The sequence below is a fragment of the Tabrizicola sp. genome (assembly GCF_016792905.1).
Taxonomy (GTDB): Bacteria; Pseudomonadota; Alphaproteobacteria; order Rhodobacterales; family Rhodobacteraceae; genus Tabrizicola.
The window spans coordinates 1-21,494 of record NZ_JAEULP010000015.1 but is presented as its reverse complement, the minus strand read 5'-3'; the positions used below and the strand labels follow the sequence as shown (position 1 = coordinate 21,494).

At 66.2% G+C, this 21,494-nt stretch carries 21 protein-coding genes; 6 read left to right on the top strand and 15 right to left on the bottom strand.

Translation table 11 applies throughout. The features are described 5' to 3' along the window. Window positions 1-50 precede the first annotated feature (50 nt). The 9 genes from JNL31_RS01980 to hspQ form a co-directional block, all read right to left on the bottom strand. The gene (locus JNL31_RS01980; protein ID WP_294969200.1) at window positions 51-1,601 is read right to left on the bottom strand and encodes a trimethylamine methyltransferase family protein; all 1,551 of its coding nucleotides are present in this window, start codon (window positions 1,599-1,601) and stop codon (window positions 51-53) included. A 149-nt stretch (window positions 1,602-1,750) separates the two neighbouring features. Then, window positions 1,751-3,373 carry an FMN-binding glutamate synthase family protein gene (locus JNL31_RS01975; RefSeq protein ID WP_294969197.1) on the bottom strand — a complete coding sequence of 541 codons (1,623 nt, stop codon included), beginning with the start codon at window positions 3,371-3,373 and terminating at the stop codon, window positions 1,751-1,753. 63 nt (window positions 3,374-3,436) lie between these two features. After that, complete coding sequence (locus JNL31_RS01970) at window positions 3,437-4,105, bottom strand: RluA family pseudouridine synthase (RefSeq protein WP_294969194.1); 669 nt, start codon at window positions 4,103-4,105, stop codon at window positions 3,437-3,439. Further along, window positions 4,098-4,988, bottom strand: coding sequence for a homocysteine S-methyltransferase family protein (locus JNL31_RS01965; RefSeq protein WP_294969191.1), 891 nt, complete (start codon window positions 4,986-4,988; stop codon window positions 4,098-4,100). Before JNL31_RS01965 ends, JNL31_RS01970 begins: the two co-directional genes overlap by 8 nt. A gap of 18 nt (window positions 4,989-5,006) precedes the next feature. Next, the gene (locus JNL31_RS01960; protein WP_366928909.1) at window positions 5,007-5,390 is read right to left on the bottom strand and encodes a GAF domain-containing protein; all 384 of its coding nucleotides are present in this window, start codon (window positions 5,388-5,390) and stop codon (window positions 5,007-5,009) included. 82 nt (window positions 5,391-5,472) lie between these two features. Further along, window positions 5,473-7,047, bottom strand: a complete 1,575-nt coding sequence (locus tag JNL31_RS01955) for a gamma-glutamyltransferase family protein (RefSeq protein WP_294969185.1) — start codon at window positions 7,045-7,047, stop codon at window positions 5,473-5,475. Window positions 7,048-7,238: 191 nt separating this feature from the next. Then, a complete protein-coding gene (locus JNL31_RS01950; RefSeq protein WP_294969182.1) occupies window positions 7,239-7,709 on the bottom strand; it encodes an ATP-binding protein in 471 nt (156 codons plus the stop codon). Continuing rightward, on the bottom strand, window positions 7,693-8,034 hold the full coding sequence (locus JNL31_RS01945) for an STAS domain-containing protein (RefSeq protein ID WP_294969179.1): 342 nt from the start codon (window positions 8,032-8,034) through the stop codon (window positions 7,693-7,695). Before JNL31_RS01945 ends, JNL31_RS01950 begins: the two co-directional genes overlap by 17 nt. Before the next feature lie 62 nt (window positions 8,035-8,096). Further along, a complete protein-coding gene (hspQ, locus tag JNL31_RS01940; RefSeq protein WP_294969177.1) occupies window positions 8,097-8,423 on the bottom strand; it encodes a heat shock protein HspQ in 327 nt (108 codons plus the stop codon). 202 nt (window positions 8,424-8,625) lie between these two features. On the opposite strand from hspQ, the gene JNL31_RS01935 reads away from it, so the two are divergent. Then, complete coding sequence (locus tag JNL31_RS01935; protein ID WP_294969173.1) at window positions 8,626-9,207, top strand: lytic transglycosylase; 582 nt, start codon at window positions 8,626-8,628, stop codon at window positions 9,205-9,207. A gap of 15 nt (window positions 9,208-9,222) precedes the next feature. Here the strand turns inward: JNL31_RS01935 and JNL31_RS01930 are convergent, their stop codons facing one another. Continuing rightward, entirely contained in the window at window positions 9,223-9,822 is a 600-nt protein-coding gene (locus JNL31_RS01930; RefSeq protein WP_294969170.1) for an outer membrane lipoprotein carrier protein LolA, read from the bottom strand. A 257-nt stretch (window positions 9,823-10,079) separates the two neighbouring features. Between JNL31_RS01930 and JNL31_RS01925 the strand changes: the two genes are divergently transcribed. Beyond that, window positions 10,080-11,384, top strand: coding sequence for a D-amino acid dehydrogenase (locus tag JNL31_RS01925; protein ID WP_366928908.1), 1,305 nt, complete (start codon window positions 10,080-10,082; stop codon window positions 11,382-11,384). A gap of 203 nt (window positions 11,385-11,587) precedes the next feature. Further along, window positions 11,588-12,415, top strand: a complete 828-nt coding sequence (locus tag JNL31_RS01920; RefSeq protein ID WP_294969167.1) for a hypothetical protein — start codon at window positions 11,588-11,590, stop codon at window positions 12,413-12,415. A gap of 30 nt (window positions 12,416-12,445) precedes the next feature. On the opposite strand, the gene JNL31_RS01915 is transcribed toward JNL31_RS01920, so the two are convergent. The 5 genes from JNL31_RS01915 to JNL31_RS01895 form a co-directional block, all read right to left on the bottom strand. Continuing rightward, entirely contained in the window at window positions 12,446-13,831 is a 1,386-nt protein-coding gene (locus JNL31_RS01915; RefSeq protein WP_294969165.1) for a serine/threonine-protein kinase, read from the bottom strand. A 210-nt stretch (window positions 13,832-14,041) separates the two neighbouring features. Continuing rightward, complete coding sequence (locus JNL31_RS01910; protein WP_294969163.1) at window positions 14,042-16,981, bottom strand: DNA translocase FtsK 4TM domain-containing protein; 2,940 nt, start codon at window positions 16,979-16,981, stop codon at window positions 14,042-14,044. Window positions 16,982-16,988: 7 nt separating this feature from the next. After that, on the bottom strand, window positions 16,989-18,167 hold the full coding sequence (locus tag JNL31_RS01905) for an aminotransferase class I/II-fold pyridoxal phosphate-dependent enzyme (RefSeq protein ID WP_294969160.1): 1,179 nt from the start codon (window positions 18,165-18,167) through the stop codon (window positions 16,989-16,991). A gap of 184 nt (window positions 18,168-18,351) precedes the next feature. Then, complete coding sequence (locus tag JNL31_RS01900) at window positions 18,352-18,669, bottom strand: DUF1244 domain-containing protein (protein ID WP_294969157.1); 318 nt, start codon at window positions 18,667-18,669, stop codon at window positions 18,352-18,354. Further along, the gene (locus JNL31_RS01895; protein WP_294969154.1) at window positions 18,670-19,398 is read right to left on the bottom strand and encodes an N-formylglutamate amidohydrolase; all 729 of its coding nucleotides are present in this window, start codon (window positions 19,396-19,398) and stop codon (window positions 18,670-18,672) included. Window positions 19,399-19,571: 173 nt separating this feature from the next. Between JNL31_RS01895 and pyk the strand changes: the two genes are divergently transcribed. From pyk to JNL31_RS01880, 3 genes are all read left to right on the top strand, one after another. Continuing rightward, window positions 19,572-21,017: a pyruvate kinase gene (gene pyk / locus JNL31_RS01890; protein WP_294969151.1), complete on the top strand. Its 1,446-nt coding sequence runs from the start codon at window positions 19,572-19,574 to the stop codon at window positions 21,015-21,017. A gap of 33 nt (window positions 21,018-21,050) precedes the next feature. Then, window positions 21,051-21,281 (top strand): hypothetical protein, encoded by a 231-nt coding sequence (locus JNL31_RS01885; protein ID WP_294969149.1) that lies wholly within the window; start codon window positions 21,051-21,053, stop codon window positions 21,279-21,281. A 109-nt stretch (window positions 21,282-21,390) separates the two neighbouring features. Beyond that, a partial coding sequence (locus JNL31_RS01880) for a 50S ribosomal protein L35 (protein WP_294969203.1) occupies window positions 21,391-21,494 on the top strand: 104 nt, incomplete at its 3' end.

Here is a 21,494-nt window from a genome sequence, read left to right as displayed (position 1 = left end):
AAAGTGACCGCCCCGCCAATTCGTACCCGGGGGGCGGCCAGTCACAGGGATCAGTGTTCGGTGTTCAACTCGTCCACCGCCGGAATCTCGCGCTCACGACGGGCGATGTAGTCGAGCAGCGCCTCGTCGATGCCTTCGTCCAGCTTCGGCTCCTCGTAGTCCGCCAGAAGCTGTTTTGCCCGGGCCAGCGCGCGCTGGGTGATCTCCACCGACCCTTCGGCCTGCCATTGCTCGATCGAGTTGTTGTCGAACAGCTTCGGCATGAAGAAGGCGCGTTCGAAGTTTTCCAGCGTGTGCGGGTGGCCGAGGTAATGCCCTCCCGGCCCCACGTCGCGCACTGCCTGCATGGCTTCGTCAAAGTCGTCCCAGCGCGGGCCTTCGGCCATGCGGTAGCCCATCTGGCACATCTCGGCATCGACCACGAACTTGGCGATGGAGCAGTGCATCCCGGCCTCGTTCCACCCCGCCGAATGCCAGATGTAGTTCGCCCCGGCGTGCAGCACCGCGTTCATCGTCATCGCGCTTTCATAGCCCGCCTGCGCGTCGAAAGTCTTGGCCCCGCCAAGGAGGTTCGAGGTCCGCCACGGCACGTTGTAGTAGCGGGCCATCTGGCCGATCATGAAGTTCATCAGGCTGATCTCCGGCGTCCCCGCCATCGGCGCGCCGGATTTCATGCTGACGGTGGACAGGTAGTGCCCGTAGATCGCGGGCGCCCCCTTGCGGATCACCTGCGTATAGGCCAGCGCCGACAGCGCCTCGGCGTTCAGCTGTGCGACGGCGGGGGCGACCGAAGCGGGCGTGTTCGCGCCGCCAAGGACGAAGGGGGAGCAGAGGACCGGCTGTTTGCGCTTCACGAAGGCGCGCATGGCCGACAGCATGGTCTCGTCCCAGACCAGCGGCGAGTTGCCGTTGCAGTTGCCGGTGGTGACGGGGGTTTCCTCCATCACATCGGCCCCGAACAGGATCTCGCACATCGCCATCACGTCCTCGGCGTTCTTGCCGGAGGTCGTCATGCCCATGAAGGTCTTGTCGGAATGCTTCATCGAGGAATAGGTGATGTGCAGGTGCCGGTGGCTGACCTTCAGGTCCATCGGCTCGACGATGTGATGCGCGGTGGAATGCAGCGCGGGCGACATGTGGGCGAGCTTGTGGAAGGTGTTCAGGTCGCCGATCGTCGGCCAGCGGCGAACGTCCTCCAGATCGCGGATGAAGGGCGCGCCGGTCATCGGCACGAAGATCGACTGCTTGCCACCGAAGGGGAGCGACCGTTCCGGGTTGCGCGCCCGGTAGGTCCAGCCCGAGGGGATGGTGGAAATCAGGTCCCGCACCAGCCCGCGGTCCAGATAGACCCGCTCGCCCACCACCTTTGCACCGGCCCGCTTCCAGTCGGCGAGCGCGATCTCGTCGCGGAAGATGACGCCGACCTCTTCCAGGATCGACATCGAGGCATCGTCGATCTGCTCGACGCGCGCGGGGTCCATCACCTCGCATTCCGGGATGCCGCGCTTGAGGCTTGGCCACATGTCGAAATCGGGTGCCGAACGCAGGGCGCGGCGGGCCCCGCGGCCCCCGGCACGGGCGGTTCTGATGACGTCGTTCATGGCCTGCCTCCTGGCGATACGGGTATCGGCATCAGGCGCGGCAAAGGGAGGAATCACAGTAGCGTCTGCGAAGCGGAACGATCTTTTTGCGACATGCGCCGCGGGCGGGCGCATCCTGCATCCGCCGCGCAAGGGCGGCATTGTTGCGCTCAGCCCGCGCGGGCGAAGCTGTCGGCGGTGGAATGTGCCCAGGCCTCGGCGAAGCGGGGCGAGGAGTTCGGGTCAGCGGCAAGCTGGCCCGACGCCAGCTGCTCATACTGTTCGGCCAGCGAGATCACCTTGTCCGACGACGCCCGGCGCAGGAAATGGTGCGGGCGCAGGTCCGAGGGATGCGACAGGCCTGCGGCGGCGACCAGCTCGGCCAGCGCATGCAGCGTGTTGCGGTGGAAGCTCGCCACGCGTTCGGCCTTGTCCGGGACAACGATGGCACGCTGGCGCAGCGGGTCCTGCGTGGCGACCCCCGTCGGACAGGCGCCGGTGTGGCAGGACTGGGCCTGGATGCAGCCGACCGCGAACATGAAACCGCGCGCCGCGTTGCACCAGTCTGCGCCGAGCGCCAGCACCCGCGCCATGTCGAAGGCCGAGGTGATCTTGCCCGAGGCCCCGATCCTCACCTTGTCGCGCACGCCGATGCCGACCAGCGCATTGTGGACGAAGGACAGCCCGTCACGCAGCGGCATGCCGACATAGTCCATGAACTCCAGCGGGGCAGCACCCGTGCCGCCCTCTTTCCCGTCCACGACGATGAAATCCGGGGTGATCCCCGTCGCCAGCATCGCCTTGCAGATCGCCATGAACTCCCACGGATGGCCGATGCAGAGCTTGAACCCGGCGGGCTTGCCGCCCGACATCTCTCGCATCCTGGCGACGAATTCCAGCAGTCCGATGGGTGTGGAAAACACCGAGTGGCTGGCCGGAGAGACGCAGTCGACCCCCATCGGCACGCCCCGGATGCGCGAAATCTCTTCGGTGATCTTGGCCGCCGGCAAGACGCCCCCATGTCCGGGCTTTGCCCCCTGCGACAGTTTCAGCTCCACCATCCGGATCTGCGGGTTGGTCGCGACATCGGCGAACTTCGCCGGGTCGAAGCTGCCATCATCGGCGCGGGCGCAGAAATAGCCCGACCCCAGCTCCCATACCAGATCGCCGCCGTTCTCGAGGTGATAGGGCGAGACGCCGCCTTCGCCGGTGTCATGGAAGAAGCCACCAAGCTTCGCCCCCTTGTTCAAGGCGCGGATCGCGTTCCCGGAAAGCGAGCCGTAGCTCATCGCCGAGATGTTCAGGAGGCTGGCGGAATAGGGCAGGGCGCAACTTGCCCCGATGGTGGTGCGCAGCGCCTCATGCGGCAGGGCCTGTTTCGGTGCGATGGAATGGTGCAGCCATTCGTACTGTTCCTGATAGACGTCGAACTGGGTGCCGAAGGGGCGCTTGTCCAGCTCGCGCTTGGCGCGCTGGTAGACGATGGCCCGCTTGTCACGGGGAAACGGGGTGCCGTCCTTGTCGCCCTCGAAGAAGTATTGCCGCATCTCCGGCCGGATCGATTCCAGGAAGAACCGCAGGTGCGCCGCGACCGGGTAGTTGCGCAGGACCGCGTGGCGGGTCTGGCGCAGGTCATGCAGGCCGATCAGCACCGAGGCAAGGCAGAGCGCCGCCGCGGGCACCAGCCACCAGTCCTGCGCCGGAAAGGCGGCCATCAGCAAGGCGGCGACCACGACCAGGATCGCGGGCCAGGTGATCAGCGCATAGCGCAGGTTGAAGATGGTCGACAGCATTCCAGCCCCCGGTTTCTCTACGGGCAGAGTTAAGCATGGAAGTTGCGACTTGATTACTGGAATTCAGAATGGTGCCAAAGCCGTGAAGCTGACACGCTCCAGGCTGACGGGATGGTGCAGCGACAGGGTCTCGGCATGCAGCATCAGGCGGCCATGGTTGCGGGTGGTGTCGGCCGCATAGATCTGGTCGCCGAGTATCGGGTGGCCAAGCGCCAGCATGTGGACGCGAAGCTGGTGGCTGCGTCCGGTGTGCGGGGTCAGGCGGACGCGGGTTTCGGTGTCGCTTCGGTCGATCACCTGCCAGTCGGTCACGGCGGGGCGGCCGTGGACCGGATCGACCTTCTGGCGCGGGCGATAGTCCCAGTCACTGCCGAGCGGCAGGTCGATCGTGCCGCTGTCAGCGTCGATCACCCCCTGGACACGGGCGATGTAGGTCTTCTGCGCCCGGCGTTGCTCGAACTCCTGCCCGAGGAAGCCTTGCGCCTGTTTGGTGCGGGCGAAGATGATCACTCCGGACGTGTCGCAGTCCAGCCGGTGGACGGTCAGCGCGTCCCAGCGGGCCGCCTGCAAGCGGCTGACCAGGCAATCCTGCCGATTCTCCAGCTTTCCGGGCACGGTCAGCAGGCCCGCGGGCTTGTCGACGACGATGATCGCGGCATCCTCATGCAGGATTTGCAGCGGCACGTCCGGAGGGTCGTAGGCGAAATCCGGGATCAGCGAGGGCTTATGCAATCTCGTGCCCTGCCGCGCGCAATCGCTGGTGCAGGTGGCGGATGTGGGCAGGACCAACCTCGCAGCAGCCGCCGATCAACGTGGCGCCCTGAGCGACCCAACCAAGCGCGAAGTCGGCGTAGCGTTCGGGCGTCAGGTCATGGCGCGCGCAGTAGGCCGGGGCCGAGGTGCCATGCGTGTGCGGCTCGATCTCGGAGAAACCGTTGGCATAGGCGCCAAAGGGCAGGCCAAGCGGTTTCAGTGCAGCAAGGGCGGCGGACATCGCCTCGGGCATCGAGCAGTTGGCAAGGACGGCATCGGCGGGGGTTTCCGCCAGCACCCCGGCTAGGGCCGCCACCGGCTCGCCCGAGCGCAGTTTCGTGCCGTCGCGATCCTGGACGGAAACCGACAGCCAGACCGGACGGTCGGTGCTTCGCGCCCCTTTCAGCGCCCCGCGCGCGAGGTCGAGCGAGGAGATCGTCTCGATCAGGATCAGGTCGACATGCGGGGCAAGGATGCGCGCCTTTTCGGCGTAGAGCGCGGCCGAGACCTCGACCGGCGGGGTCAGGTCGGGGCGGTAGCTTTCGCCCAGGGGGCCCATCGAGCCCGCAATCAGCCCGCGTCCCGCGCTGGCCCGGGCTTCGTGCGCCTCGGCCAGAGCGCGCAGGTGCAAGGCGTGGTAAAGCGCGTCGAGGCCCTGCGGCGCCAGCCGGTCATGCAGGATGTTGTAGGTGTTGGTCGTGGCAAGACTGGCCCCGGCGGCGAAGTAATCCTCATGGATGGCGCGGACGAGGCCTGGATGGTCGATCATCACCCGCGTCGCCCAGAGCGGGCCGGGGTCGGACCCGGCGCGGGCGATCAGTTCCTGGCCCATGCCGCCGTCGAGAAGGGTGATCGTGGTCATCGTCTGTCCTTGCGCGGTTCAGGTTGCGTCCCGGAAGACTTCGGCAAGAAGGGGGACGAGCCAGTCTTCGTCGGCCTTGGTGAAAGCCGCGGGCGTGTCGCTGTCAAGGTCAAGAACGCCGAGCAGATGTCCCTGGCCGTTCCAGACCGGCAGCACCAGTTCGGATTTCGTTGAGGAGGCGCAGGCGATGTGGCCGGGGAAGGCGTCCACGTCGGGCACGTTCTGGACCTGGCCGGTGCGGGCCGCAGCGCCGCAGACCCCGCGCGAGAACGGGATCACAAGGCAGCCGTGGCCGCCCTGGTAGGGGCCGATCTTCAGCAGCTCCGGTGCGGTGACGCGGTAGAAGCCGGTCCAGTCGCAGAAGGCGTGGGCGTGGTGGATTTCGCAGGCGATAGTGGCCATCAGCGCGACGCTGTCGGTCTCGCCATGGGTGAGGGCGCGGATGGCCTGCGTGATCGCGGCGCGGTCGACCTGTGGCGCGGTGTCAGTAGCCAAGGGCGCAGCCGTCCTTCCTGGGATCCGAACCTCCGACCAGAACCTCGCCATCGATGCGGATCGCCTGCGCGCCACCAAGCGGCGTCGCCGGGATGACGACCTTGTGGCCCATCGCGGCCAGTTCGGCGCGGACGCGGTCGCTGTAGCCACGCTCGACCTCCATCCCCTCGGGGCCCGGGAAGCAGCGCGGGGCGTCGATGGCCTCTTGCAGGTCCATCCCGTAGTCGGTGAGGTTGGTGACAAAGCGGGCATGACCGCAGGGCTGGTAGGCCCCGCCCATCACCCCGAACGGCATGGTGACGCGGCCGTTCTGCCGCAGCATTCCGGGGATGATCGTGTGCATCGGGCGCTTGCCGCCCGCCGCCTCGTTCGGATGGCCTTCGGCAAGCGTGAAGCCCGCGCCGCGGTTCTGGAAGTTGATGCCGAACTTCGAGGAGGCAAGGCCGGAGCCGAAGCCCCAGAACACCGAATAGATCAGCGACACCGCCATCCGGTCGCGGTCGACGACGGTGATGTAGATCGTGTCGCGATGCACCGCCTCGGTCAGGGGGGCGGCGGCAGGCATGGCGCGCTTCGGGTCGATCAGCGCGGCAAGTTTCGCTGCCGTCTCGGGCGCAAGCATGTGGTCGAGCCGAGTGGTGAAGGCGGGGTCGGCGATGAAGCGGTTGCGCGCGTCATAGGCGAGCTTCGCGGCCTCGGCCTCGATATGGGCGCGTTCGCTGCCGAACGGGTTCATCGCCGCAAGGTCGAAGTGCTTGAGGATGTTGAGCATCAGGATCGCCGTCGCACCCTGGCCATTTGGCGGGTGTTCCAGAAGCTCGGTCCCCTGATAGTCGCCGCCGACGGGGCGGGTATAGTCGCAGGTGGTCCGGGCCAGGTCGTCGCGGGTATGGCTGCCCCCGAGCGCTTGCAGCGAGGCGATCATGTCCTCGGCCACCTCGCCCTCGTAGAACCCGGCGCGACCCTCTTTCGCGATACGGCGGAAGACCTCGGCCTGGCCGGGCGCGCGGAAGACCTGGCCCACGGCAGGCGCCTTGCCGCCGAAGCTGTAGAACTCCCGCGCGGCCCCTTTCAGGCAAGGCAGGTCGTCGGCCCAGTCGAAGGCGACGCGGGGGGCGACGGGGATGCCTTCCTCGGCGTATCGGATGGCGGGGGCCAGGACCTCGGCCAGCGCCTTCACTCCATAGTCGGCGTTCAGGCGGCAGAAGGCATCAATGGCGCCGGGCAGGGTGACGGCCTCGATCCCCTGGATCGGGATCGCAGTCAGGCCGCGCGCGCGCAGCTCGGCGGCGTTCAGGCCCTGCGGCGCCCGCCCCGAGCCGTTCAGCGCGATGACGTCTTCCGACCCCGCCGGCTTGACCAGGACAAAGCAGTCGCCGCCGATGCCGGTCATCTGGGGTTCGGCGATGCCAAGGACGAGCGCCCCGGCAATGGCGGCATCGGCCGCGTTGCCGCCGGACTTCAGCACCTCGACCGCGACCTCGGCCGCGATCGGATGCGAGGTGGCACAGATGCCGTTCCGTGCGTAGACCGCCGAGCGGCCGGGAAGGTGAAGGTCGCGCATCGTTCCCCCGGATAACTTACGAGTCGAAGCTAGGCCGTGGCCGACGGGAAGCCAAGGGGGGAAGGTCCCTGACACCCGCAGTGCGGAGGTAAGGTCCGGACGTCAGGGAGCAGCGCTCGTGCCGACCGGGCAACCTTCGCCGCCCAGATGATACGCGACGGTCATCCCGATGGCGTGACCGCGGCGATCTGCTACAAGTCTAGACAGTGTTCCGCATCCGGAAGACGGAAGCTGAGCCGGTTTTCCCCGACATCGCGGACATAGACCAGATCGCGGGTCAGGCTGCGGATCAGGTGCCAGCCGAACCCGCCTTCGGGCAGATCATCGAGCGCGAGAGACGGTCCGGCAGTCAATTCGCCTTCCGGCAGGCGGTGGCCCGGCATCGCCGCGCCCTGGTCGACCACCCGGCAGACAACGCCATCTTTGACGCGGCAGAGCATGACCGAGACTGGCCCGACCCGGTCAGGATAGGCGTGCTCTGCCACGTTGTTCAGCACTTCCGCCAGAACGAGTTCGGCGTCGCCGCGCGCCTCGGCGGACAGGCCGGAGAGCGGCGGCACCGCCAGCATGCGGACAAGGTTGTCCCGGACAGCGACCGGGCTGGCCGCGAAGGACAGGTGCAGGTGCGCTGGACGGGCATCCGGGTCAGGCGGTTGCGGCATGCTTGACGGCCACCTCCAGCGAGGGATGGATGGTGAAGATGCTGTCCATCCGCGTCAGCCGGAACACCTTTTCGACGGTGGGCGTCAGGCTGGACAGTTCCAGCGCGCGGTCCGGACCAAGCAGCTTCTTCACCGCGACGATGGCGCCGAGGCCAGAAGAATCGAGAAACTGCACGCGGGCGAGATCGAGCACCACGCGGGCCGGGCCATCCTTCGTGGCATCCCGCATCTTTTCCTTGAACTGGATCGCGGTCGCGGCGTCGATCCGGTCTTCCAGGACCTGCACCGAAATCACCTTGGGCCTGGTCTGAGTCTGCAGTTGCATGTTGCACCCCTTTGCTTGCGTTTCCCGCAGGCTAGGGGCAAAGGGTGAACAACCGGTAAGCGTCAGTTGAGCTGGAACGTCACCGGATAGCGGCCGTCCTCGAAATCGCCGAAGAGATCGCCAAGATCGGGATGGTCGACAGGTTCGCCGGTTTCATCCGGCACCAGGTTCTGCTCGGACACATAGGCCACATAGTAGCTTTGGCCATTCTCGGCGAGGAGATGGTAGAAGGGCTGGTCCTTTGAGGGGCGGCTGTCTTCGGGGATGTTGTCGTACCATTCCTCGGTATTGGAAAACATCGCGTCGACGTCGAAGACCACACCGCGGAACGGATGCTTCCGATGGCGGAGCACCTGCCCGATATGATACTTGGCCTGCGTCGTCAGCATCATGTATTCCCCCGTATTTTCTTTACGCTTTTGCAACGAATCTGTCCACTTCGCCACGCCGCCGTCAGGGAAACAGTCTGTGGGCCAAGGCCCGACAGTCATCCCGCTCGCGGGTTTCTGATGGCGGGGTCAGGTGATCCCCATTTCATCCCCGGAGCGAATAAGCTAATCTGTCGGCAAAAGAAAAGTGCACGAGGGGCAGATGAGCAGGTTTCTCCGTGCGTCGCTGGTGGTTCTATGTCTTGCGTCCTGCGGGGGCGGGGGCAACTACTCGGCGCCGAGGCAGATCGACGACGCATGCGCGATCATGCGCGAACGGCCGCAATACATGCGGGCGATGGTGGCGACCGAACGGCGCTGGGGCATTCCGGTGCATGTCCAGATGGCGACGATCTACCAGGAATCGAAATTCGTCGGGAATGCGCGCACGCCGCACACCTTCGCGCTGGGCGTGATCCCGATGGGGCGCCAAAGCACTGCCTATGGCTACAGCCAGGCGCTGAACGCAACCTGGGAGGAATACCAGGCCAGCGCAGGCAGCCGCCGCGCCAAGCGCGACGACATCGGCGATGCCACCGATTTCATGGGCTGGTACATGGACGAATCCAGCCGCTCGCTGGGCATTTCCAAGCAGGATGCCGAGGCGCAGTATCTGGCCTATCACGAGGGCCGCACCGGCTATGCCGCGCAGTCCTACCTGGGCAAGCCCTGGCTGGTCGAGGTCGCCGCCGCGGTGGGCGCGAGGTCCGAGATGTACCGCGACCAGCTCGCCTATTGCCGGTAGCTTGTCGGTAGCCTGTCAGCCGCCGCGCGCCGCTGTCTCGGCGCTGATGTCGAACAGCCGTCCGCTCATGCTGCCACCCTTGGCCATCTCGCCCAGGATCACCGTGGTCTGCGCCCCGAGATCGTCGGTGATCACCCATTGCCGCAATTCCACCGGATCGGCGGTGAACACCATTTCGATGGTGCCATATTCCGGATGCTCGGGGTCCTGCGCGCGAACGCGGGTCGAGGTGCCGTCTTCGGTATGACCCACGACCATCTTGGCGCGGCCCAGGTCGATGTTCTGGGCGAGGATCAGGTTCAGTGGCGTGCGTTTGAGGGGATATTGTTCCGGCGGCTGGTTCGACTTGGAGTCGAAGATCGCCACGGTCTGCGCCCCGGCGATCACCAGGCTGCGGTCCGGTGGCCCGTACTCGAACCGGATGCGGCCCGGCCGCTTGATGTAGATCTTCCCGGTGGAGATCGTCCCGTCCGAGTTCACCTGGGTGAAGTCGGCCTCGACCGTGGTCAGGCCGTTCAGGTATTTCGACAGGGTGGCAAGCGACAGCTTCTCGGCCGCCGCAGGAAACGGCAGCAGGAAGGCGAGCGGGGCCAGAAGGGCAAGGCGACGGTTCATGCCGTCAATATAGCGGTGGCACCAACCGGATGCACCCCCAAGCGGCGCGCGTTGCAGGGACCTGCCGATGATGTGAGCGGATGTGACGAGGTTTTCTGCGGCTTCTTCCGGATACATGGAAAGATTATTCGAAGCCTTGACAATTATACGCAAGAATCACCCAAGAATAGTTATACTGATACCGATCTTTACGAAGAAATCCTGAGCGCACGACAGTATCTTCGCCGCTTGAACACCACTGGATCGGGATGGGGCAGATGAAGGTCGTTGTGCTTGGCGCGGGCGTGATCGGGGTAACTTCCGCCTGGTATCTGGCCAGGGCCGGCCATGAGGTCACGGTGATCGACCGTCAGCCTGCCGCTGCGCTGGAAACCTCTTTCGCCAATGCGGGCGAGATCAGCCCCGGCTATGCCTCGCCCTGGGCCGCGCCCGGCATTCCGTTGAAGGCGCTGAAATGGATGTTCATGGAGCACGCGCCCCTGGTCATCCAGCCGAAGCCCGACTGGACGAAACTGTCCTGGATGGCGCGGATGCTGATGAACTGCACGGCCGAGGCCTACAAGGTCAACAAGTCGCGCATGGTTCGCCTGGCGGAATACAGCCGCGACTGCCTGATGGACCTGCGGGCCGAGACCGGCATTTCCTACGACGAACGCACCCAGGGCACGCTGCAACTGTTCCGCACCGAAAAGCAGGTTGCGGCGGCTGAAAAGGACATCGCGGTCCTGAAGGCCGACGGGGTTGCCTTCGAGATGCTGGACGCCGATGCCTGCGTCGCAGCCGAACCGGGCCTTGCGCCTTCGCGCTCGAAGATCGCGGGTGGCCTGCGGTTGCCGGGCGACGAAACCGGCGATTGCTTCAAGTTCACCCAAAGCCTGGCGCAGATGGCCGCGGCATTGGGCGTGACCTTCCGCTACGGCGTCGGGATCGACCGGCTCGAGCAGGGGGCCGGCCGCATCATCGCCGTCCACACCTCGGAAGGCCGCGTGACGGCGGATGCCTTCGTCCTGGCGCTCGGGTCGCATTCGCCGATGCTGGTGCGGGAGTTCGGGATCAAGCTGCCGGTCTACCCGGTCAAGGGCTACTCGATCACCGTTCCCATCGTGGATGCGGCCCGAGCCCCGGTGTCGACGGTGATGGACGAGACGCACAAGATCGCGATCACCCGGCTGGGCGACCGCATCCGCGTCGGCGGAATGGCGGAGATCGCCGGCTTCGACATGAGCCTGAACGCGAAGCGGCAGGCGACGCTGACCCATTCGGTCGAAGACCTGTTCGGCGGGGCAGGGAACCAGTCGAAGGCGACATTCTGGTGCGGGCTGCGACCGATGACGCCGGACGGAACCCCGATCGTCGGTCGCTCGCCGATCGCAAACCTGTTCCTCAACACCGGGCACGGCACCCTGGGATGGACGATGGCCGCAGGTTCGGGGCGGGTTCTGGCCGATATCGTCTCGGGCCGTCGCGCCGGGATCGAAACGCGGGACCTCGGCTACGCCCGCTACCTGCGCGAAGGCCGCAAGGGCCGCGACCTGCAACAGGGCGTTGCCGTTCCGGCCTGATCGCGGCGGGCGGCAGGCCGGACGGGGTTTGCAGTACGGGGCAAGGGGGTGGTGACTGCCGCTTTGGCGTTGGCCGCCCTGTCGACGTGGCGCTGCACGGGGCGCTGTTCCGGCCACTGCACCGTGATCTGACTAGCCACTGGATTTGCAGGCCATCCGGGTGCAGACTGTCGGTTGAAACTTGCGGCGTATCCGGGAAAGCGGTGGAAAAGGCAGCGCGCAATGGATTGATCGACTATGGCCGCTTCGTGGCCGCACTGGGCGTCGTCTGGTCGCTGAGCCAGGCCCCCGGGAGCGATGTCGCATACTGCGCCCTGCCTTTCTTTCTGGTCCTCTTGTCGGTTCCGACCTCGTCCAGCGTCGGGGGGCTCGCCCGACGACTGCTTCTGCCTTTCGTGACCTGGTCACTGATCTTCGGCCTGTTGAGGATGGCGCTTGCCTTCAAGAGCAACGACCCGCCTTTCGTCTGGTGGGAATGGAACATGCTTCTGTCCGGAACCTGGATTCACCTGTGGATGTTTCCCTTCGCCTTCCTCGCGGTGGTCCTTTCTCCCTGGTTCCGGCATCCGCTCGCCTCGCTGGGCACGGCATGCCTGACGGCGGTGCTGCTGGTCGTCAACGGAACTCCGGCCACCATGCCCTTCGGGGAATGGAGCTTCGGCCTGATTCCCGTCCTTGTGGGGATCGCCTATCTTTCCTGGGGCTGGCGGCTTGCCGTGATCACGCTTCTGAGCAGTTGGTTGATCCTGCATTTCGGACGCCAGTCGCAGGACAACTTCGCGATCCTGGCCGGAACGGCGCTGGCTCTTGCTTGCTTGTCCTGGCGTATTCCGGCAACGGCCCTGTCCGACACGTTCGGTCGACTGTCGATCTGGGTCTACCTTGCGCATCCGCTTGTCATCGTCCTGGGCCAGTCGCTGCGGATCACCTGGTTCGAGCTTGGCCTCTTCGCGATCGTCGGAAGCGTTGCGCTCGCATCGTTTATCGAGACTGTCGATCAAGCCTCCCGACGCGGTCGGCTGGAGGCCTGACCTTCGTCTGGTGCCTGCCGGGGCGAGCGATCAGAACCTCAGTGCCTGCGCCACCCGGCGCAACTGCATCCGGGCCAGCAAGGGGTTCGAGCTTTCCTTGTCCAGCACAACGCAAAGGCACAGCGTCGGCGATGCCTCCAGCGGGCGGATCAGGTGCATGCGGCGGCCCAGCGTGATCAGGATGTCGTCGACCCGCTCATCCGGATGCGACGAACCAAGCGCCCGCAGGTTCGCCCGCGCCATGTCCACCGCCGTTGCCCGCGTGGCATCATGCTCGGGATCGTTTCGAGCACCCTCGCGCGCCATGACGTCGCCCGTTTCGCTGTCGACCAGCCAGCCGCCCATGAACCCGCTGATGCGCCGCAGGCTTGAAATGTCGGGCTCGGCGATCCGCGTCGTGGGGCGGCGCGGACGGACCGGGGCCGGTGTCACCGGTTGCGGCGCTGGCGGCAGGACCCGACGCAGCAGGACCACCTTGCGCTCGTCACGCGGGGACGGCTTCGGCAAGGCCTGAAGCCACTCGGCCGCGGATTGATAGCGCGACAGCGCCACCACGGACATGGCGCGGTCGATGCTTTCCAGGAACCCGTGCGGATAGCCACTGATCCCGGATGCCAGCGGTTTCACCGGATCGGGCCGCTTCTCGGCCATGGCCCCCAGGCGGGTCTGGCAGTTCTCGGGCGCCTTGCCCGTGATCACATGATACAGCGAGGCGGCCAGGGAATAGACATCGCTCCAGGGCCCGCTGTTGCCGCCTGCCGTATAAAGCTCATGCGGCGAGTACCCGTCCTTGACGACGCTCAGCCCCGAATACTTCTGCGCCTCGCCCGTCGCGCTGCGCCGCGCTGCGCCGAAGTCGATCAGGATCGGCTCGCCATCCTGGTTGATGAAGATGTTGTCGGGCGAGATGTCGCAATGCAGGATCCCGTTGCCATGGATGTAGCCGATCGCCGACACCAGCCGGGCCGCGATGCCGGTGATCTGGTCGGGGGTCAGCACGGCCTTCTTTTCGTCGATGATCTCCTGCAGGTCATGGCCGCGGATGTAGTCCAGTGCCATGTAGGCGGTGTCGTTTTCCTCGAACACCTGATGCACGCCGACAATGTTCGGATGCTTCAGCGTGGCCAGGCTGCGGGCCTCGTTCAGGAAGCATTTCACGATCTTCGACATGTGGTCGCGCGTGCCCAGCGACCGCGCCCGGACCCGCGTCTGGGTCCGGCGGCAGAAGGTGCTGGAGAAGCATTCCTTGATCACCACGTCACGATCAAGGCTGTCCTTTGCCAGATAGGTGATGCCGAACCCGCCGCTGTTGATGAAGCGCGTGATCCGGTATTGGCCGTGAAACAGTGTCGTGCCGGGCAGGAGCTCGTCGCTGTAGTCGGTGCGGTCCAGCGCGTCTGACGTGTCAAATGCCATGATGTTCCAAGGAGCCCCCATCCCCAGAAGAAGTCGCCACCCCCGCACCAGCAATTCGACGATTCTTGGGAGAAACTGCGACCCTTGATACAACTTTAGGTTGTGTCGCGATCTTGGCGCGAATGAGGCGCCATTGTGTTCGAAATGCCCAAATCGTTAAGAGCCCCGACGCGCATGCCGCCGGGGCCCTCCTGGTAACAATCATCGGAATCAGCGCTCTTCGACCAGGATTTCGCGCTTGCCGACATGGTTGGCGCGGGTGACGACGCCTTCGTCCTCCATCTGCTCCACCAGCCGGGCGGCCTTGTTGTAGCCAATCCCAAGCTTCCGCTGGATGTAGGAGGTCGAGCACTTCCGGTCCCGCGCCACGATCGCCACCGCCTGATCGTACAGCGCATCGTCCGACGCCTCGCCCGAGCCGAGCCCCAGCACCATGTCGATGTCCGAGGCCGCGTCTTCCTCCGGCCCCTCGACCACGCCCGACATGTAGACCGGCGGCCCGAACGACTTCAGGTGATTGACGATCTCTTCCACTTCCTCGTCCGAAACAAACGGCCCGTGGATACGGGTGATCTTCGCCCCGTTGCCCATGTAGAGCATGTCCCCGGCGCCAAGGAGCTGCTCGGCCCCCTGTTCGCCCAGGATGGTCCGCGAGTCGATCTTCGACGTGACCTGGAAGGAAATCCGGGTCGGGAAGTTCGCCTTGATCGTGCCGGTGATCACGTCGACCGAAGGCCGCTGCGTCGCCATGATCAGGTGGATGCCGGACGCCCGCGCCATCTGGGCAAGCCGCTGGATGCAGGCCTCGATCTCCTTGCCCGCCACCATCATCAGATCGGCCATCTCGTCGACGATGACGACGATGTAGGGGAAGGGCTGCGGCGCGAATTCCTCGGTCTCGAAGACGGGGTCGCCGGTTTCCTCGTCGAACCCGGTCTGGATCGTGCGCCGGAACATCTCGTTCTTCGACAAGGCCTCGCGCACCCGGCCGTTGTAGCCCTCGATGTTCCGCACGCCCATCTTGGACATCTTGCGGTAGCGCTCCTCCATCTCGCCCACGACCCATTTCAGGGCAACGACCGCCTTCTTCGGGTCGGTCACGACGGGCGACAGCAGGTGCGGGATGCCGTCATAGACCGACAGTTCCAGCATCTTCGGGTCGATCATGATCAACCGGCATTCGTCCGGCGTCAGCTTGTAGAGGAGCGACAGGATCATCGTGTTGATCGCGACCGATTTCCCCGACCCCGTGGTCCCCGCGATCAGCAGGTGCGGCATCTTCGCCAGGTTCGCCACGACCGGCTCACCGCCGATGTCTTTCCCCAGCGCAAGCGGCAGCCGCAGGTGGCTGTCGCCAAAGTCGCGGGCGGCGAGGATTTCCCGCAGCACCACCTTCTCGCGGTGCGCGTTGGGCAGTTCGATTCCGATCACCGACCGCCCCGGAACCGTGGAGACGCGGGCGGAGAGCGCGGACATAGACCGTGCGATGTCATCCGCCAACCCGATGACCCGGCTCGCCTTCAGCCCCGGCGCCGGTTCCAGCTCGTACATCGTCACGACGGGGCCGGGACGAACCGCGGTGATCTCGCCCTTCACGCCGTAGTCATCCAGCACCGATTCCAGCATCCGCGCGTTCTCTTCCAGCGCCTCGTCGGAAAGCTGGTGGCCCTGCACCTTGACCGGGGCGGACAGCAGCGACAGCGGCGGCAGTTCATAGACCTGCGCGGTCTCTTCAAACCGCAGGGTCGGCTGGCTTTCCGCCATCGCCTGCCGCGAGGGAGCGGGCTTTTTCACCGCGTGCTGCACCACGGCCTTGCGGTCAGGCGTGTAGGCCATCGGCCGGGCCGGGGGCAGTTCGTCCTCCAACTCGTCCAGCGGGTAATCCGCCAGATCGTCCTGATCGTCCCAGGCAGTCTCTTCCGCGAAGTTGACGGCGTCGTTTTCCTCGATCTCCGGCTCCCAGGCCGGGGCCGCAACGGGCGGCGCCATGCGGGGCAGCGGGCGGGTGTCGGCCATCAGCACCACCGGCCCCTTGGGGCGCATCACCGGCGGTTCCATCCGCGCGGCGGGCAGGGTCGGCGGAGCCACGGGGAAATCGGGTGAGCGCTGGACGCGGCTGCGGATCACATCGGAAATCCGCGCCTTGATCCGGGCATCCTGCGGCATCGACGGGTTCCATGTCGGCTCGATCTCGATGAGTTCCGGTTCCGGCTGGGCCTTGCGGCGCAGGCGCTCCAGAAGACCCAGCTTCTCCTTTACCGGGGCAGGGGCCAGCTCCGGCTCCGGCACATGGCGCGGCTCCGACCGCAGCGAGGCTGGCATCGCCCGCGTCGGCGCGGCGCGCAGCGGCTCGGGCGCCATCGCACCTGTCACGGGCGGCTCGCCCCGGCGCATGACCGATGTTTCGCGCCCCATTGCGACCGGCGGCTCATAGCCCCGCGCCGCCGACCGCGCCCGCGCCCGGTCCTGCAAGGCTGCGGCGCCGCTCAACGCCCCGCGGGCGCTATAGCCCAGACCTTGCCGCAGGGCGGCGTAGCCCATGATCGAGCCCAGAAGCAGGAAGCGCCGGATCGCCTTCAGCTCCTCCATGTCGAAGCCGGTCACGAACAGCATCATCGCGATCAGGCCCGCGAAGGTCATAAGGGACAGGAGCTTCAGCCCGAAGCCCGCGCTGCCGGGGATCACGCCCAGAAGCGAGCCCGTCACCGTATCGCCGAACAGCCCGCCCAGCCCGAACGTGTGCGTCCAGCTGTCCCCCGGCACCAGCGTCGCGCAATGCACCGCCGCGAAGGCCACGGCGATCACCGCAAAGACCACCCGGCCCACGGCGCGTTCCCCGCCGCGATGCGCCATGAACCGCACACCCCAGGCCAGGAAGATCAGCGGGATCGTCCAGGCGCCCTTGCCGATCAGGATGATCAGGGTGGACGCCAGCGCCGCCCCGAACCGTCCGAACAGGTTCTGCGCCGGTTCCTCGGTCGCCACCATCCAGCCCGGGTCCTCGGGCGAATAGCTCCACAGCATCAGCGTGAAGCACAGCGCCACCAGCACCAGCGCCAGCCCCAGAAGCTCGCGCCCCCGGCGTTCCAGCATTGCCTGGGTGCCCTGATCCAGAAGCGGATCGCGCTGCCGTGCCTGATACGAAGCCATTCGTCCCTCACCCATAGATGCAGTCGCGGAGCAACGTCAGCCCGCGGTAGGTTTCTTCTTGCGGGGCGACCAGCGCCACCCGGATATATCCCTTGCCGGGGTTGTCGCCCCCGACGTCGCGCGACAGGTAGCCGCCGGGCAGCACCCGCACCCCCGTCTCGCGCCAAAGCTTCAATGCGGCCTGTTCTCCGTCATCCACCGGCAGCCACAGGAAGAACCCGCCGCCGGGGGCCTGATAGCCCTGCAACCCGGCGAAAATCCGATCCGCATCGCGGAACTTCTGCTGGTAGAGCGCACGAGAGGCAGTCACATGCGCCTCGTCCTGCCAGCAGGCTTCTGCCACCCGCTGCAAGGGCAGGGGCAGCGGCGCCCCGGCGAAAGCCCTGAGTTTGCGGATGCGGGTCATGCACTCCAACCCTGCCGCGACGAACCCCGACCGCAGCCCCGGCAGGTTCGACCGCTTGGACAGCGAATGGAACACCAGCGCCCGCTCCGGGTCCGCCCCCTGCGCTGCGGCCACCTGCAACAGGCCGGGCGGAGGCGTCTCGCGCCAGATCTCTGAATAGCATTCGTCGGCCAGCACCCGGAAATCGTGCTTCTCGGCCAGAACCAGCAGGTCGGCGAGATACTCCTTCGACGCCACCGCCCCCTGCGGGTTGGCGGGCGAGCAGATGTAAGCCAGCGCCACCCGGTCCAGCACCTCGGCAGGCAGGCTGCCATAGTCGGGCAGGAACCCGGTGGCCGCCGTCGCCGGCACATAGACCGGCTCGGCCCCCACGGTCAGCGCGGCCACCGCATAGACCTGGTAGAACGGGTTCGGCATCAGGACGACCGGCGTCTTCCCGGCCTTCACCTCCGGGCAGAGCGCGATGCAGGCGTTGAACAGCCCCTCGCGCGTGCCGTTCAGGACCATCAGGCAGTCTTCGGGGACCGCCACGCTGTAGCGCCGGGCAATCCAGCCCGAGATCGCCGCCAGCAGTTCCGGCGTCCCGTCGTTCGGCGGATAGACCCCGAAGCCCGACAGGTTCGCGGCAAGGATCGGCCCCACGAACTCCGGCATCGCATGGCGCGGCTCGCCGATGGTCATGGCGATGGGGTCGCCTCCCGGAGGATGCGGGTCCAAAAGCTTCCGCAGACGCGGAAACGCATAGTCCGGCAGGTTCGAAAACCGCTCAGGAAACGCCATAACTGCCTCAAGTCCGGGGTCGTAACGCCCCGTTTTCCCGGACGATAGCCAGTCGCGGGACCAAGGTCCAGAAAAACCCTGCGCGATTAGCAGCTTGGATGCCCGGCCTGTGGCATTTTCGTAGGGTGGGTGCCAACCCACCGACAGCGCCGAAGAACGATGGAGCGGTGGGTTGGCACCCACCCTACGATTTCGTCGGCCCAACGTTCTCCGCAAAGGCCTTCGCGAAGGCCGCCTTCTTCGCCTCGTCCGCCTCGGTCTGGTGGCTCGCCACCCAGTCGGCGTAGGGCATGCCGTAGACCACCTCGCGCGCCTCGTCCTTGGTCATCCCGATCCCCCGCTCGGCGGCGGCCTCCTGATACCAGCGCGACAGGCAATTGCGGCAGAAGCCCCCCAGATTCATCAGGTCGATGTTCTGCACATCGGGCCGCTTGACCATCAGGTGTTCCACCAGCGCGCGGAAGGCCGCCGCCTCCAGCTCGATCCGGGTCTGGTCGTCCATCTACATGCCCTCCAATACTTCGGTCAGGATCGGCGCCAGCCGCGCGGCCCAGTGGGCCTGCGCTTCCGGCGTTCCGATCAGGTCGTTCCGCACCTCTATAAGTGTGTTCATCCGCCCCAGCCGCAAGGCATGGCGGTCGATCGCATCGCCCGGCAGGTGCCCCGAATAGGGTTCATTGTCGCCGATGCACAGGTCCTGCTCCTGTGCCAGCCGCGCGATCAGCGGCCTGGAGAAGCGCTCGTCCAGATGGGAATAGAGCACCCCCACATGCCAGGGCCGCTCGGCCCGGCCCCGCAGGCAGGGGGTGAAGGAATGCATCGCCACGATCACCCGGTCGGGCCGCAGTGCCGCGAGGCGGGCATAGGCCGCGTGATAGGGGCGATACAAACGATCCAGCCGTCGCTCCACCTCCTCTGCCCCGGCATGCCGGTTCGCCGGGATGATCGTCCCGTCATAAAGCTTCATCACCAGGGTCGGGTCATCCTCGCCGCGGTTCGGGTCGATCACCAGCCGCGAGAAGTCGGACAGGATCACCGGGCAGTCCAGCAGCTTCCCAAGCTCCGAAGCCACCCCCGCCGCGCCCACATCCCAGGCGATGTGCCGCGCCATGTCTTCCGCCGGAATGCCCAGATCACCGCCACCCACCCAGTCCGGCACATGGTTCGACGCATGGTCGCAGGTCACAAGCCAGCGTCCCCTGCGCTCCTCGCCCTCGATCCTGACCGCCAAATTGCCAACCCTTTCCCGCTCGTTTGCCCGGTTTACGGGCCTTTGCGGCCCGATGCCAGACTTCGCCACCGGAACTGCGCCTGCCCGCCAAATCCGCCCGTTGCGGGACGCAGCGGATTGCGCCATAAGGCCCTCGGCCCACATGAACCGAAATTTGAAGCAGGAGGATGGCGATGCGCCGTCACCGCAACGTGAAGATTGTGGCCACGCTTGGCCCGGCATCCTCGACCTACGAGATGATCCGCGCCCTGTTCGAAGCCGGGGCCGACGTGTTCCGCCTGAACATGAGCCACGGTGTCCATGAGGACATCCGCAAGCGGCACGAGATCATCCGCCAGGTCGAAAAGGACCTCGGCCGCCCGATCGGCATCCTCGCCGACCTGCAGGGCCCGAAACTGCGCGTGGGCGTCTTCGCCAACGGGTCCGAGGAACTGGTCGAAGGCGCGGCCTTCCGCATGGACCTCTCCACCGCCCCCGGAGACGCGAAACGCGTGAACCTGCCGCACCCGGAAATCTTCGCGGCGCTGGAAGCCGGGACCTCGCTTCTGGTCAACGACGGCAAGATCCGCCTGCGTGTGGGCGCCTGCGGCAAGGATTTTGCCGATTGCACCGTCGAAGTCGGCGGCACGATCTCCAACCGCAAGGGCGTGAACGTCCCCGACGTGGTCCTGCCGGTTGCCGCGCTGTCCGAGAAGGACCGCGGCGACCTGGAGTTCGCCTGCGAGCTTGGCGTCGACTGGCTGGCTCTGTCCTTCGTGCAGCGCCCCGAAGACGTGATCGAGGCCCGCAGCCTTGCCAAGGGCCGCGCCGCGATCCTGTCGAAGATCGAGAAGCCCGCCGCCGTGAAAGCCTACGATGCCATCCTGCAAGTGTCGGACGGGATCATGGTTGCGCGCGGCGACCTTGGCGTCGAACTGCCCGTGACCTCGGTCCCGCCGATCCAGAAGCGGCTGGTGCGGGGCGCCCGCGCCCAGGCCAAGCCGGTGATCGTCGCCACCCAGATGCTGGAATCGATGATCGAATCGCCGGTGCCCACCCGCGCCGAGGTGTCCGACGTGGCGACCGCGATCTACGAAGGCGCCGACGCCGTCATGCTGTCGGCCGAATCCGCCGCCGGGAAATACCCGGTCGAGGCCGTCTCGACGATGAACGCCGTGGCGATGAGCGTCGAGAAGGACCCGACCTACCGCTCGGTGATCGAGGCCAGCCGCGTCGTCCGTCGCGAATCGGTGGCCGATGGCATCGTGGCGGCAGCGCGCGAAATTGCGGAAGCCACCAACATCAAGGCGATCTGCTGCTTCAGCCAGACCGGCAACACGGCAGCCCTCGTCGCCCGGGAACGCCCGCATGTGCCGATCATCGCGCTGACGCCGCTCATGTCCACCGCCCGCCGGATGGCGCTGACCTGGGGCGCGCATTGCGTGATCACCCCGCCGCAGGAACGCTTCAAGGGCGCGGTGCTTGCCGCCGTGGGCGCCGCCCGTTCCGACGGGTTCGCGACCGAGGAAGACCAGATCGTCGTCACCGCGGGCGTGCCGTTCAACGTCAAGGGCACAACGAACATCCTTCGTGTCGCGCCCTGCGACGAACGGTTGATCTCGCGGGTTGACCCCGAGTAAACTCTCGTTGCGGATCATCGCGCGCGAGGGTTCATGGACACCGATACGGATCTGCTGCTGACGCTCGGAATCGTGCTTCTGGTTCTGTCGGTCCCCTCGCTCTTGGCCGCCTGGGCGGAAAGCCGCGCCCCGCGCATTGGTGCGATCATGGTCGCCGCCGCCATTGGCCTGATCATCGCCGCGCTGGTGATCAAGCCCGGGGGCTACGACTTCAACCAGGTGCCCGGGGTCATGATCGGCGTGGTCGCCCGCCTGTTCGAGTGACACTCCCCACTTGCACCTTCCCGATGCTGCCCCTATAGGGACGGCTTCGTTACCCGCACGGCCGGCCAAAGTGGCATGCCGAGTCGTGCCTGCAACCACGGAGATGGAAATGCCCAAGATGAAGACCAAGTCGGCGGCGAAGAAGCGCTTCAGCTTCACGGCCTCCGGTCGGGTGAAGGCCGGTCCCGCCGGCAAGCGCCACGGCATGATCAA